Source organism: Curtobacterium sp. MCSS17_015, from assembly GCF_003234265.2.
Classification (GTDB): Bacteria; Actinomycetota; Actinomycetes; order Actinomycetales; family Microbacteriaceae; genus Curtobacterium.
This window is the reverse complement of sequence record NZ_CP126256.1, coordinates 1783043-1797067: the sequence shown is the minus strand read 5'-3', so window position 1 is coordinate 1797067 and position 14025 is coordinate 1783043. Positions and strand designations below refer to the sequence as shown.

Below are 14025 nucleotides of genomic sequence, written 5' to 3'. Positions count from 1 at the left end.
GACGAGCGCGTAGAGTTCCCACCGTGCCCGCAGTGAACCTCGGAATGCCGAAGGCCCCCGAAACCCTGGCCCCTCGTCGCAAGTCCCGGCAGATCCGGGTCGGCAAGGTCCTCGTCGGTGGTGACGCCCCCGTGTCGGTGCAGTCGATGACCACGACGCCGACCACGAACATCAACGCGACCCTGCAGCAGATCGCCGAGCTCACCGCCTCCGGTTGCGACATCGTCCGGGTCGCCGTGCCGAGCCAGGACGACGCGGACGCGCTGCCGATCATCGCGAAGAAGTCGCAGATCCCGGTGATCGCCGACATCCACTTCCAGCCGAAGTACGTGTTCCAGGCCATCGACGCCGGGTGCGCCGCGGTGCGCGTGAACCCGGGCAACATCCGGAAGTTCGACGACCAGGTCGGGGCGATCGCCAAGGCCGCGAAGGACGCCGGTGTGAGCCTGCGCATCGGGGTGAACGCCGGCTCGCTCGAGCCGAGCCTGCTGCAGAAGTACGGCAAGGCCACGCCCGAAGCGCTCGTCGAGTCCGCCGTGTGGGAGGCGAGCCTGTTCGAGGAGCACGACTTCCACGACTTCAAGATCTCGGTGAAGCACAACGACCCGATCATCATGGTGAAGGCGTACCGGCAGCTGGCCGAGCGCGGCGACTGGCCGCTGCACCTCGGCGTCACCGAGGCGGGCCCGGAGTTCCAGGGCACCATCAAGAGCGCCACGGCGTTCGGCATCCTGCTCGGCGAGGGCATCGGCGACACGATCCGTGTCTCGCTCTCCGCCCCGCCCGCACAAGAGGTGAAGGTGGGTCTGCAGATCCTGCAGTCGCTCAACCTCCGCGAACGCAAGCTCGAGATCGTCTCCTGCCCGAGCTGTGGCCGTGCGCAGGTCGACGTCTACCAGCTCGCCAACGACGTCACCTCGGGGCTCGAGGGCATGACCGTGCCCTTGCGCGTCGCCGTCATGGGCTGCGTCGTGAACGGACCGGGCGAGGCGCGTGAGGCAGACCTCGGCGTCGCCTCGGGCAACGGCAAGGGGCAGATCTTCGTGAAGGGGCAGGTCATCAAGACCGTCCCCGAGGCCGAGATCGTCGGGACCCTGATCGACGAGGCGAACCGCCTCGCCGACGAGATGGGCCCGGCGGCCGGCACCGGCAAGCCGCTGGTGGTCACCTCGTAGCTGCACTGGTCGCGACGGCGACCGACTCGGCCGGGAGGCTCCCGGCGGCGCCGCCACGGGCCTCCCGCGCCGATCCGCGTCGGCCCCGCAGCGCCGCCCCGCCGTCCACAGCCGCGTCGCGCCCTGACCGTGCGCCGCTAGGCTGACGGCGTGGTCACACGGCTCTCACATCTCTTCCTCCGCACGCTCCGCGACGACCCCTCCGACGCCGAGGTGACGAGTCACAAGCTGCTCGTCCGCGCCGGGTACGTCCGTCGCCAGTCGCCCGGCATCTTCGCCTGGCTGCCGCTCGGGCTCCGCGTCCGCTCGAAGATCGAGGGCATCATCCGCGACGAGATGGTCGCCGCCGGTGCGCAGGAGGTGCTCCTGCCCGCGCTCCTGCCGCGTGAGCCGTACGAGGCCACCAACCGCTGGACCGAGTACGGCGACGGCATGTTCCGGTTGCAGGACCGCAAGGGTTCCGACTACCTGCTCGCGCCCACCCACGAAGAGATGTTCGCGCTCCTCGTGAAGGACCTGTACTCCTCGTACAAGGACCTGCCGGTCACGCTGTTCCAGATCCAGGACAAGTACCGCGACGAGGCCCGCCCGCGTGCCGGCCTGCTGCGGGGTCGCGAGTTCACGATGAAGGACGCGTACTCGTTCGACCTCGACGACGCCGGGCTCGAGCGCAGCTACCAGGTCATGCGTGACGCGTACGAGCGGATCTTCGCGCGCCTGGGTCTCGACTACGTCATCGTCAAGGCCGACGCCGGTGCGATGGGCGGGTCGAAGTCCGAGGAGTTCCTGCACCCGATCGCGGTCGGCGAGGACACCTTCGTCCGCAGCGCCGGCGGTTACGCGGCCAACGTCGAGGCGTACGTCACCCCGGTACCCGAGGCGAAGTCGATCGACGGGCTGCCCGCGCCCGTGCTGCTCCCCGCGGCGGACACCCCGACGATCGAGTCGCTCGTCGCGCACGCCAACGCCGTCGCCCCGCGCGACGGCGCCCCCTGGACGGCAGCGGACACGCTGAAGAACGTCGTCCTCGCGCTGACCCACCTCGACGGCACGCGTGAGGTCGTCGTCGTCGGTCTGCCCGGCGACCGTGACGTCGACCTGAAGCGTGCCGAAGTCGCGTTCGCCCCGGCCGAGGTCGAAGCGGCCGGCGACGACGACTTCCGCAAGCACCGCGGTCTGGTCAAGGGCTACATCGGACCGCAGGTGCTCGGTGCCGAGAGCGCGACCGGCCTGCGGTACTTCGTCGACCCCCGGGTCGTCGACGGCACCACCTGGGTCACCGGCGCCAACGAGCGCGGGGTGCACGTCTCCGGCCTGGTCGCCGGGCGGGACTTCACCGCCGACGGTGTCGCCGAGGTGTCCGACGTCCGTGCCGGCGACCCCGCGCCCGACGGTTCCGGCCCGCTCGAGACCGCCCGTGGCATGGAGATCGGCCACGTCTTCCAGCTCGGCCGGAAGTACGCCGAGGCCCTGGGGCTCAAGGTGCAGGACGAGAACGGCAAGCTGGCGACCGTCACGATGGGCTCGTACGGCATCGGTGTCACCCGCATCCTGGCGATCCTGGCCGAGGCGCACAACGACGAGAAGGGCCTGGCCTGGCCCAAGCACGTCGCGCCGTTCGACGTGCACGTCGTCGCCACGGGCAAGGACGCCACCGCGTTCGACCTCGCCGAGTCGATCGTCGCCCAGCTCGAGGGCGAGCGCTTCGAGGTGGTCTACGACGACCGACCGAAGGTGTCGCCCGGTGTCAAGCTCCGCGACGCCGAACTGCTCGGCATGCCGATCGTGGTGGTGGCGGGCCGCAACGCGGCCGACGGCGTGGTCGAACTCTGGGATCGAGCGACCGGCGAGCGTCGTGACGTGCCCGTGGCCGAGCTGGTGGACGCCGTCCGGGCGATCTGACCGAGAGTGACCGCAGCAGGCGTGCGGACCGGGAGGCCCGAGGCGGGATCGCCACGGGCCTCCCGGTCTGCGGCAGCTGCGGTAGGATCGACGACGGCTTCCGCGTGGTCCCATCCGCGGGAGTGACTCATCTGAATACGGAGGCACCTCGGTGAAGATCGACCTCGCAGTCCTGCGACTCATGGAGCGTGAACGGGAGATCCCGTTCGACGAGCTCGTCCAGATCATCGAATCTGCCATCCTGACCGCCTACCAGAAGCACCGTGCTGAGAACGACGAGCCCGTCGACGCCCAGGCGCGCGTGGAGCTCGACCGCAAGTCCGGCGAGGTCTCGGTCTTCGTCCCCGAGCGCGACGACGACGACAACGTCATCGGCGAGTCGGTCGACCAGCCGAGCGACTTCGGCCGGATCGCGGCGTTCGCGGCCAAGCAGGTCATCAACCAGCGTCTCCGGGACATCGGCGACGACAAGATCCTCGGCGAGTTCCGCGGCAAGGAAGGCGACATCGTCGCCGGCATCGTGCAGCAGGGACCGAACCCGAAGATGGTCATGGTCGACCTCGGCACCGTCGAGGCGATCCTGCCGCCGGAAGAGCAGGTGCCGGGGGAGACCTACACGCACGGCATGCGACTCCGCGTCTACGTGACGAGTGTCGGCCGTGGCAACAAGGGCCCGCAGATCACCGTGTCCCGGACCCACCCGGGCCTGGTCCGCAAGCTCTTCGCACTCGAGGTTCCGGAGATCGCGTCCGGCGTCGTGGAGATCACCTCCCTGGCGCGCGAGGCCGGCCACCGCACCAAGATGGCGGTCAAGGCGAACGAGCCCGGCGTGAACGCGAAGGGTGCCTGCATCGGCGAACTCGGGGCCCGCGTCCGGTCCGTCACGAACGAACTCGGTGCCGAGAAGATCGACATCGTGGACTGGTCGTCCGACCTGTCCACGTTCGTCGCCAGCGCCCTGTCGCCGGCCAAGGTGACGAGTGCGTTCGTGCTCGACGCCTCGACGAAGGCGGTCCGTGCACTGGTGCCCGACTACCAGCTGTCGCTCGCGATCGGCAAGGAAGGGCAGAACGCCCGACTCGCTGCCAAGCTGACCGGTGCACGCATCGACATCCAGCCGGACTCGATCCTCGACGGGGACGACTGACCAGCAGGCGGCGGGACCGGTTCGCTCGTGGCGTGGGGCCGCGGGCGCGCCGGATCGCGGTCGTCGGAGTCAAGGAGTAGAGTGGACGCCGTCAGAACGTGCATCGGCAGTCGTCGCCGTGCACCCCGATCCTCCCTCCTCCGTGTCGTCGCCCTCAGCGACGGTTCCGTCGTGGCGGATCCGAAGGCAGTCATGCCGGGCCGGGGGGCATGGCTCACACCGACCGTCGAAGCGTACGAACTGGCCGTCAAGCGCAGGGCATTCCGCCGTGCGCTCCGGCTGGAGCGTGATCCCGACACGTCCGCGGTGCACGAGTACCTCGCAGGGCTGCAGAGCCCGAACGGCACGGAACCCGAGCGCCCGGACATGACAGAACAGGCTGAACGGCTTATGGACAACTGATGAGCGGCTCGAAATGAGACCCGTCATCCAGTGAGTCCTGCCCCTTGACGGGGTGGGACCCGTGAAGGAGAACAGTGGCTAAACCACGCGTACACGAGATCGCAAGCGAGCTCGGCGTCGACAGCAAGACCGCACTCGAGAAGCTCAAGGAGCTCGGCGAGTTCGTCAAGGGCCCGAGCTCGAGCATCGAGCCCCCCGTCGCACGGAAGCTCCGTGCAGCCCTGCAGGCCGGGGGCGCATCCGCGTCGTCGACGCCTGCAGCCCCCGCCGCCAAGGCCCCCGCAGCACCGCGGAGCGGTGCTCCGAAGCCCGGTGGCCCCAAGCCCGGGCCGAAGCGCCCGGCACCCGCACCGGCACCCGAGCCGGTCGTCGAGGCGGCACCCGCTGCCCCCGCGGTCGACGGTGCCCCGGTACCGGCCGCGCCGAAGTCGGTCGCGCAGCGCCAGGCCGAGGCCGAGGCGGCTCGCAAGGCCGCCGCCGAGCAGAAGGCCGCCGAGCAGAAGGCCCAGCAGAGCGGTGACCAGCCGAAGGACTCCGGTCCGAGTGACGCGGTGAAGCCCGGTGGAACCAAGCCGTCCGGCGCTGCGCCGAAGCCCGGTGGCCCGAAGCCCGGCGCCCGTCCCGGCAACAACCCCTACGCGTCGAGCCAGGGCATGGGCGCACGTCCGCCGCGCCCGGGCAACAACCCGTTCGCGTCCAACCAGGGCATGGGTCAGCGCCCCGCCGCCGGTGCCGGTGGCGGGAACGGCATCCCGCGTCCGCAGCCGCCGCGTCCCGGTGCTCCCCGCCCGGGTGCCCCGCGTCCCGGCGGTCCCGGTCAGAACAACCGTCCGAACGGCTTCGGGCAGCGCCCGGGCCAGGGCGGCGGCCGTGGTGGCCCCGGTGGTGGCTTCAACCGTCCCGGTGGTGCCGGTGCCGGTGCCGGCGGCGGGTTCGCCCGTCCGGCGTTCACCGGTCCGCGTCCGGCCGGTGGTGGCGGTCGTGGCCGCGGCCCCGGCGGCGGTACCGCTGGTGCGTTCGGTCGCGGTGGCGGCAAGAGCCGTGCCCGCAAGTCGAAGCGGACGAAGCGCGCCGAGTACGAGATGCGGCAGGCACCGTCGCTCGGCGGTGTGCAGGTCCCGCGTGGTGACGGCAACACGGTCGTCCGACTCCGTCGCGGTGCGAGCATCTCGGACTTCGCGGACAAGATCGACGCGAGCCCGGGCAACCTGGTGACGGTGCTGTTCCACCTCGGTGAGATGGCGACCGCGACCGAGTCCCTGGACGAGGCCACCTTCGAGGTGCTCGGCGAGGAGCTCGGCTACAAGATCCAGGTCGTGTCGCCCGAGGACGAGGACAAGGAGCTCCTCGAGGGCTTCGACATCGACATCGAGGCCGAGTACGCCGACGAGGACGACTCCGTCCTGCAGCAGCGTCCCCCGGTCGTCACCGTCATGGGTCACGTCGACCACGGTAAGACCCGACTGCTCGACGCGATCCGCAACTCCAAGGTCGTCGAGGGCGAAGCCGGCGGCATCACGCAGCACATCGGTGCGTACCAGATCGTCACCGAGCACGAGGGCATCGAGCGCCCGATCACCTTCATCGACACCCCGGGTCACGAGGCCTTCACGGCCATGCGTGCTCGTGGTGCGCAGGTGACGGACATCGCGATCCTCGTGGTCGCGGCGGACGACGGCATCATGCCGCAGACCGTCGAGGCCTTGAACCACGCCCAGTCGGCCGGTGTGCCGATCGTGGTCGCGGTGAACAAGATCGACAAGGAGGGGGCGAACCCCGCCAAGGTCCGGCAGCAGCTCACCGAGTACAACCTGGTGGCCGAGGAGTACGGCGGCGACGTCATGTTCGTCGACGTGTCGGCGCGGCAGAACATCGGCATCCAGGAACTCCTGGACGCCGTGCTGCTCACCGCTGACGCCGGTCTCGACCTGCGTGCGAACCCCGACAAGGACGCCCGAGGCGTCGCGATCGAAGCACGACTCGACAAGGGCCGTGGTGCGGTGGCGACCGTCCTCATCCAGTCCGGCACGCTGCACGTCGGCGACGCGATCGTGGCGGGCACGGCGTACGGCCGCGTCCGTGCGATGGTCGACGAGAACGGCACGCCGGTCGACGCGGCGACGCCGAGCCGTCCGGTCCAGGTGCAGGGTCTGTCGTCGGTGCCGCGCGCCGGTGACACGTTCCTCGTCACCGAGGACGACCGCACCGCGCGTCAGATCGCCGAGAAGCGTGAGGCCGCCCAGCGGAACGCGCAGCTGGCCAAGGCCCGCAAGCGCATCTCGCTCGAGGACTTCACCCGTGCACTCGAAGAGGGCAAGGTCGAGTCGCTCAACCTCATCATCAAGGGTGACGTCTCCGGTGCCGTCGAGGCACTCGAGCAGTCGCTCCTCGACATCGAGGTGGACGACAGCGTCCAGCTGCGCATCCTGCACCGTGGTGTGGGTGCGATCACGGAGTCGGACATCGACCTCGCCACGATCGACAACGCGATCGTCATCGGCTTCAACGTCCGTCCGGACGTCAAGGCCCGTGAGCGTGCCGCGCGTGAGGGCATCGACGTCCGCTTCTACTCGGTCATCTACAACGCACTCGAGGACATCGAGAACTCGCTCAAGGGCATGCTCAAGCCCGAGTACGAAGAGGTCCAGTCGGGTGTCGCCGAGATCCGCGAGGTGTTCCGCTCCTCGAAGTTCGGCAACATCGCCGGTGTCATCGTCCGCTCCGGCACGATCACGCGCAACGCCAAGGCGCGCGTCATCCGTGACGGTGTGGTGCTGGCGGACGGACTCGCCATCGAGTCCCTGCGTCGCTTCAAGGACGACGTCACCGAGGTCCGCACGGACTTCGAAGCCGGTATCGGTCTGGGCAAGTTCAACGACATCCAGATCGGCGACGAGATCGAGACCACCGAGCTCGTCGAGAAGCCGCGCGACTGATCGCACTGAGTACCCCTGGGCCCCGCCCCTCCGAACGGAGGGGCGGGGCCTCACCCCGTTCCGCAAGGAGGAACCCATGGCTGACCCGCAGCGCGCCCGCAAGATGGCGGACCGCATCAAGGAAGTCGTCGCTCGTCGGCTCGACAAGGGCCTGCGGGACCCGCGTCTCGGCTTCGTCACGATCACCGACGTCCGCGTGACCGGCGACCTGCAGCACGCGTCGATCTTCTACACCGTCTACGGCACCGACGAGGAGCGAGCGGACTCCGCCGCGGCGCTCAAGGCCGCGACCGGCATGCTCCGCAGCGAGGTCGGGAAGAACATCACAGCCCGGTTGACGCCGTCGCTCGAGTTCATCGCCGATGCCCTGCCCGAGACCTCGGCGCACATGGAGGACCTGCTCGTGCAGGCCCAGATGCGGGACGAGCAGGTGCGGGCGGCGTCGGCTGGTGCCACCTACGCCGGCGACGCCAATCCGTACAAGCACGACGAGGACGAGGACGAGGACGAGGAAGACGACGACGACGCGGGGGCAGACCCCGCGCGGAGCTGAGGCCGCGGACCCGCCGACGCGCGCCGGCGCCCTCGCCTGTGGTGACGGGCACCGGCGCGTCGTCGCGCGCCGGTCTCATCCGCGCGGGAGCCGGTACCCCTCGGCGTCGTCGCCCTCGGCCAGACCGTCGCGGAGCAGGGACGCGAGCGCGCGGTCGCGCTGCTCGGCGTCCGGCCACACCAGCGCGATCTCGTCCTGCGTGACCGGCACGTCACTCGCGCGCAGCTCAGCCATGATCAGCCCCCGCACCTGCCGGTCGCTACCGGCGAAGCGCGACTGTCTCGGTGCCCGCGGTCCGTCGTGATCGGGGTACCCCGCCAGGCGCCAGGCGCAGCGGTCCGCGATCGGGCACGCGTCGCACGCCGGGGCCCGGGCGACGCACACGAGCGCCCCGAGCTCCATCACCGCGGCGTTCGTGGCCGCGGCGTCGTCGCGGTCCTCGGGGAGCACGGACTCCATGAGCGGCAGGTCCTGCTTCGCCTTCGCCGGTCCGGGCTCGCCCTGCCCGAGCACGGCCCGCGCGAGCACGCGGCGGACGTTGACGTCGACGACCGGGTGCCGGTCGCCGTACGCGAAGACCGCGACGGCGCGTGCGGTGTAGTCCCCGACCCCGGGAAGGGCCAGGAGGTCGTCGACGTCGCGCGGCACGACGTTGCCGTGTCGCTCGGCGATGGCGGTCGCCGCCGCGTGCAGCGCGAGGGCACGACGTGGGTAGCCGAGCCGGTCCCAGGCCCGCACCGCGTCGGCCGGGGGTGAGGCCGCGAGGTCCGCCGGGGTGGGCCAGCGCGTGAGCCACGCCTGAAGTCGGGGCACGACCCGCGCGACCTGCGTCTGCTGCAGCATGATCTCGCTGACCAGCGTGCCCCAGGCCGGGAACCCCGGGCGTCGCCACGGCAGGTCGCGCGCCTCGTGTCGGAACCAGGTGAGCAGGGGGGACGCGATGTCGGACCGCCTGTGGAGATCAGCGTCGTCCACCGACGGACTGGAGGCTCGGCCCGCGTTCACCACGACAGCCTACGGTGGTCCCATGGCACGCTGGGCACCGCAGGAGACCGACACGATGGCCGCGATCGCGAGTGAGGTGATCGCACAGGTCGGGACGAACCGAACCGTCATCGCCGTCGACGGGCAGGACGGCATCGACCTCGAGCACGTCGCCGCCGCGCTCGTGGCCGGCTTCGAGCGACACGGCGTCCACGCGATGGCCGCAGCCGCACCCTCGACCGACGTCGACACGCTCCGCGCCGACCTCGTGACACCGTTCCGGACCACGGGGGCGGGGGACGGCGTACTCGTCGTGCACGGTGCCGGGCTGCTCGCAGCGGGGACACGGTCGCTGTGGCGTTGGTCCCTCTGGGTCGAGCAGGAAGCCGGGCGGCTCGAGCGTCGCGCGGACGTCAAGATCGCCGCGTCCGCGGTGCTCGACGTCACGGATCCGGAACACCCCCGCCGCGAGTGGAACGACGCCTGCTGACGCCTGGCGGTCCTCCGACCACGGCGTGCGGTCACGCTGCTACGCTGCTGCGGTGCTCGTGACCCCGCCCGACGGCATCCTCCTCGTCGACAAGCCGCAGGGCATCTCGAGTCACCGCGTGGTCTCGATCGCCCGGCGCCGACTCGGCCTCAAGAAGATCGGCCACGCCGGCACCCTCGACCCGATGGCGACGGGGCTGTTGATCCTGGGCGTCGGGCCGTCCACACGACTCCTGACGCACCTCGTCGGGCTCGGCAAGACCTACACGGCGACGGTCCGACTCGGCGTCGCGACCGACTCGGACGACGCCGACGGCGATCCGGTGTCGGCGCTCGGAGCACCCGCCGGAGCGGTCTCCGCCCAGGCGATCGAGGCAGCGGTGGCAGCGCTCCGCGGGCCGATCGACCAGGTCCCGTCGACCGTCAGCGCCATCAAGGTCGACGGGCGTCGCGCGTACGACCTCGCACGCAAGGGCGAAGCCGTCACGCTCCGGGCACGCCGGGTGACCGTCGACCGCTTCGAGGTCCGCGGTCGGGCCGACCGGGTGGTCTCGGTCGACGGTCGGGAGGTCCCCGTGGCCGACCTCGACGTCGTCGTGTCCTGCTCGTCCGGCACCTACGTCCGGGCACTGGCGCGCGACGTCGGCCTCGCCCTGGGGACCGGCGCGCACCTGACGGCCCTCCGCCGGACCGTGGTCGGTCCGTTCTCGGTTGACCACGCCGTCGACCTCGAGGACGAGTCCGTCGACGTCCGAGGCGCCCTCGCGCGACCGGTCGACGTCGCCCGACGCCTGTTCCCGGTCGTCCAACTCGACGGCGCCGAGGCGAAGGACCTCGGCGACGGCAAGCGGATCACCGTCGACCACCCGGACTCGGACGGGCCCGTCGCGGCGATCGCCACCGGTGCTGATCGTCTCGTCGGCCTCGTGGCGGTCCGGCGCGGTCAGCTCCGCGTCATCACGAACTTCCCCACGGCTGCAGGAGCGAACGCATGATCGAGTGGTTCATGTGGGTGCAGTTCACGATCGCCTGCGTCATCGGCGTCGCGGCCGTCGTCCTCGGTCTCGTCGGCCGGAAGCCGAACGACTACACCGTCGGGGGGCTCGCGCTCGTCGAACTCCTGCTCCTGGTCCAACTCGTCGTCTCCCTGGTCGCCCCTGCGGCCGGCAACCCGCCGCAGGGCAACGTCCTCGAGTTCTGGGTGTACGCCGTCTCGGTCGTCCTCGTGCCGCCGGCCACGATCGTCTGGGCCCTCGTCGACCGCAGCCGGTGGAGCACGGTCGTCCTCGGCGCGGGCGCGTTCACCGCCGCCGTCATGGTCTACCGGATGTACCAGATCTGGTTCGCCCTCAACTGACCCGCGTCACGAACGACCGCACGTCGTCCGTGCTCGGAAGCGGTGCGGTGATCGGTAGGATCGAGGCTGTGGCGACCAAGTCCTCTGCGGGTGACACCTCTTCGGCGAGCACCGCAGCCGAGCGCACCTCGGCGCCGAAGGTGTCCTCACTGGCCACGGGCGTCGGCCGGGTCCTGATCGCCGTCTACGGCATCCTCGCCCTGGCGGCGACCGGTCGGAGTGTCGTGCAGATCGCCGAGAAGTTCGCGTTCGCGCCGTTCTCGTACACGCTCAGCGCGGTCGCGGCCGTGGTGTACATCGTGGCGATGGTCGCCCTCATCGTCCCCGGGCGGTCCTGGTACCGCGTGGCGTGTGTGACGATCGTCTTCGAGATGACGGGCGTCCTCGTCGTCGGGACCCTGTCGCTGCTCGACCGACAGCTGTTCCCCGACCTGACGATCTGGTCGTACTACGGCATGGGCTACGCGTTCGCGCCGCTCGTGCTCCCGATCGCCGGCCTCTGGTGGCTCCGGAAACACCATCGCATCGCCGTCGGCGGGGCGGCTCCCGAGCGTGCCGCGCTGGACGACCAGCACGTGGGGCCCGCCGAGTGACCGGGAAGGGGTCGACCATGCAGTTCTACGACGACCTGGGCGACGTGCCGGACGACTTCGGGCCGAGCGCCGTCACGATCGGGAAGTTCGACGGTGTCCACGTCGGGCACCGGGCCGTGATCGCCCATCTCGAGAACGCCGCGCGTGAACGCGGACTCGTCTCCACCGTCGTCACGTTCGACCAGCACCCGCTCAACGTGATCGACCCGCAGCGTGTCCCACCCGCGTTGACGAGCGCCGCGCAGCGCCGCGAACTGCTCGAGGACGTGGGCGTCGACGCGACCCTCCTCCTCCGGTTCGACCCCGAGCTGCAGTCGAAGTCCGCCGAGTCCTTCGTGTCCGAGATCCTCGTCGGGGCGCTGCACGCCCAGCTGGTCTTCGTCGGGAGCGACTTCCGCTTCGGAGCCCGCGGGGCCGGTGACGTCACGCTGCTCCGCGAACTCGGCGAACGCCACGGTTTCCAGGTCGAGCTCATCGACGACGTGGACCTGGTCGACGACGTGCGGCCCGAGGGGGAGCGGCGTGTCTCCTCCACCTGGATCCGAGAGCTCCTCGGCGCGGGTCGCGTCGCCGAGGCCGCACGGTTGCTCGGTCGTGAGCACGCCGTGCGGAGCGTGGTCGTGCGCGGCAACCAGCGTGGTCGCGCCATGGGGTACCCCACCGCGAACCTCGACCCCGCCTGCGAGGGGTTCGTCCCCGCTGACGGTGTCTACGCCGCGCGGGTGCTGCACGACGGCGTGACGTACCCGGCTGCCGTCTCGGTCGGCAACAACCCGACGTTCGCCGGCGTGCCGGAGAAGCAGATCGAGGCGCACCTGCTGGATGTGGACCTCGACCTGTACGACGACACCATCTCAGTGCTGTTCGTGGCGTACGTGCGCGGCATGGTCGCCTTCGGTGGCATGGACGAGCTGGCCGCGCAGATGCGGCAGGACGACCTCGACATCCGCTCGCTGCTCGGGATGCCCGTCTCCGCCTGACCGGGGCCGCCACCAGGAGTGGCGTCGTGTGGTGACGCGGTACCAGTCAGGTCGATGCCGATCGCGAACCAGGCTCTGCCCGGTGCCCGGTGCCCGGTGCCCGGTGCCCGGTCCCCGGTGTGCGACGCTGGACGCCCTACGCCCGGTACACGACGCCCGGTGCCCGATGTGCGGATGCCCCCGCAGCCGATCGGCCGCGGGGGCATCCGCACATCCGCTGCTGCGTCAGCCGCCCAGGGCGTCGAGCCAGATCCGGCGAGCGTCCAGTGCTTCGCGGGCGTCCTTGATCCGGCGTGCGTCCCCGCTCGCCTCGGCGTCGGCGAGCTCGGCCTCGAGCTTCGCGATCGCACCCTCGAGCTGGCTGGCGAGCCCGGTCTGGCGTGCCTTGCGCTCCGGGTCGGACTGCTTCCAGTGCTGGTCCTCGAGCCCCCGGACGTGGTCCTCGACCGCGCGGATGCGGTCCTCGACGCGCCGGACGTCAGCACGCGGGACGCGGCCGATCTCGTCCCAGCGGCGCTGGACCTCGGTCAGCGCCTTGCGCGCCGCGGCGCGGTCCTGCATCTGCAGGATCGGCTCGGCCTCGGTGAGCAGCGCCAGCTTCGCCTCGAGGTTCGCGGAGTACTCCTCGTTCTCGGCGGACGCCTCGGCGTGCCGCTGTTCGAAGAGGACGTCGCCGGCGGCCTTGAAGCGGGCCCAGAGCGCGTCGTCGTGCCGCTTGCCGGCGCGCCCGGCACCCTTCCACTCGTCGAGCAGCTGGCGGTAGGCCGGGATCGCGTCCGAGCCGCGCGGTGCGAGCGCTTCGGCCTGCTGCACGAGTTCCTGCTTGCGGGCGCGGGCATCGCGGTGCTGTGCGTCGAGCTCGGAGTAGAAGGCGCGGCGGTGCTGGTCGACCGTGGACCGCGCGGTGCGGAAGCGCTTCCACAGGTCGTTCGCGTCGTTCTTCGGGATGCGCGGGCCGTCGTGCTGGTGCTGCTGCCACCGGGCGAAGACGTCGTCGAGCTGCGCGGTCACCTGCTTCCACTGCGCGCGGGCGGGGTCGACGGCGGCGAGTGCCTCGGCCTCCTCGACCAGCGCGGTGCGGTACGCGAGCGCTTCGGTCAGGGCCTGCTGCGCCTGCGCCGCCTGCTCCTTCGTGAGGGAGCCCACCTGGTCGGTGAGGGCGCCGATGCGGTCCTCGAGCGACTTGATGTCCCCGACCACCCGTGCGTCCGCCACCAGGCTCCGCAGGTGCTCGACGGTGCGGGCGACGTCGCCCGCGGACGCGCCGCCCTTGACGCGCTGCTCGGCGATCTTCACCTGGCCCTCGAGATCCGCGTACTTCCGGGCGAAGTAGGCGAGGGCTTCGTCGGCGGACGCGTCGGGGTACTCGCCGACGACCCGTTCCGAGTCCTCGTACCGGACGTACACCGTCCCGTTCTCGTCGACCCGGCCCCAGGTCGTTGCTTCGTCAGATGCCACAGGTCTCGCCTCGATCGTGGTCGTGCATCACCGACGTCGCCGTCGGCAC

13 protein-coding genes are annotated in these 14025 nt (G+C 70.8%); 11 read left to right on the top strand and 2 right to left on the bottom strand.

What is annotated here, in order from left to right; all coding sequences use genetic code 11:
- The first annotated feature begins 44 nt into the window (after positions 1–44).
- From ispG to rbfA, 6 genes are all read left to right on the top strand, one after another.
- Positions 45–1175, top strand: coding sequence for a flavodoxin-dependent (E)-4-hydroxy-3-methylbut-2-enyl-diphosphate synthase (ispG, locus tag DEJ18_RS08440; RefSeq protein WP_111210749.1), 1131 nt, complete (start codon positions 45–47; stop codon positions 1173–1175).
- 150 nt (positions 1176–1325) lie between these two features.
- The gene (locus tag DEJ18_RS08435; protein WP_111081678.1) at positions 1326–3077 is read left to right on the top strand and encodes a proline--tRNA ligase; all 1752 of its coding nucleotides are present in this window, start codon (positions 1326–1328) and stop codon (positions 3075–3077) included.
- Between the two features lie 151 nt (positions 3078–3228).
- The gene (gene nusA / locus DEJ18_RS08430; RefSeq protein WP_111210748.1) at positions 3229–4224 is read left to right on the top strand and encodes a transcription termination factor NusA; all 996 of its coding nucleotides are present in this window, start codon (positions 3229–3231) and stop codon (positions 4222–4224) included.
- A gap of 27 nt (positions 4225–4251) precedes the next feature.
- Positions 4252–4626, top strand: coding sequence for a YlxR family protein (locus DEJ18_RS08425; RefSeq protein WP_349775046.1), 375 nt, complete (start codon positions 4252–4254; stop codon positions 4624–4626).
- A 74-nt stretch (positions 4627–4700) separates the two neighbouring features.
- The gene (gene infB / locus DEJ18_RS08420) at positions 4701–7562 is read left to right on the top strand and encodes a translation initiation factor IF-2 (RefSeq protein ID WP_111210746.1); all 2862 of its coding nucleotides are present in this window, start codon (positions 4701–4703) and stop codon (positions 7560–7562) included.
- 76 nt (positions 7563–7638) lie between these two features.
- Positions 7639–8115, top strand: a complete 477-nt coding sequence (gene rbfA / locus DEJ18_RS08415) for a 30S ribosome-binding factor RbfA (protein ID WP_111210745.1) — start codon at positions 7639–7641, stop codon at positions 8113–8115.
- Between the two features lie 75 nt (positions 8116–8190).
- Here rbfA and DEJ18_RS08410 read toward each other — a convergent pair whose 3' ends face one another.
- Positions 8191–9090, bottom strand: a complete 900-nt coding sequence (locus DEJ18_RS08410; protein ID WP_502866238.1) for an iron-sulfur binding domain-containing protein — start codon at positions 9088–9090, stop codon at positions 8191–8193.
- Between the two features lie 52 nt (positions 9091–9142).
- Between DEJ18_RS08410 and DEJ18_RS08405 the strand changes: the two genes are divergently transcribed.
- The 5 genes from DEJ18_RS08405 (at position 9143) to DEJ18_RS08385 (ending at position 12518) form a co-directional block, all read left to right on the top strand.
- Positions 9143–9589, top strand: coding sequence for a hypothetical protein (locus DEJ18_RS08405; protein WP_111081682.1), 447 nt, complete (start codon positions 9143–9145; stop codon positions 9587–9589).
- 52 nt (positions 9590–9641) lie between these two features.
- Positions 9642–10583, top strand: coding sequence for a tRNA pseudouridine(55) synthase TruB (gene truB / locus DEJ18_RS08400; protein WP_111210744.1), 942 nt, complete (start codon positions 9642–9644; stop codon positions 10581–10583).
- Positions 10580–10945: a hypothetical protein gene (locus DEJ18_RS08395; RefSeq protein ID WP_111081684.1), complete on the top strand. Its 366-nt coding sequence runs from the start codon at positions 10580–10582 to the stop codon at positions 10943–10945. Before truB ends, DEJ18_RS08395 begins: the two co-directional genes overlap by 4 nt.
- A gap of 140 nt (positions 10946–11085) precedes the next feature.
- Entirely contained in the window at positions 11086–11538 is a 453-nt protein-coding gene (locus tag DEJ18_RS08390; RefSeq protein WP_111210850.1) for a hypothetical protein, read from the top strand.
- Positions 11539–11555: 17 nt separating this feature from the next.
- Positions 11556–12518 (top strand): bifunctional riboflavin kinase/FAD synthetase, encoded by a 963-nt coding sequence (locus DEJ18_RS08385; protein ID WP_111210849.1) that lies wholly within the window; start codon positions 11556–11558, stop codon positions 12516–12518.
- 225 nt (positions 12519–12743) lie between these two features.
- Here the strand turns inward: DEJ18_RS08385 and DEJ18_RS08380 are convergent, their stop codons facing one another.
- Entirely contained in the window at positions 12744–13976 is a 1233-nt protein-coding gene (locus DEJ18_RS08380; protein WP_111081685.1) for a DUF349 domain-containing protein, read from the bottom strand.
- Positions 13977–14025 lie beyond the last annotated feature (49 nt).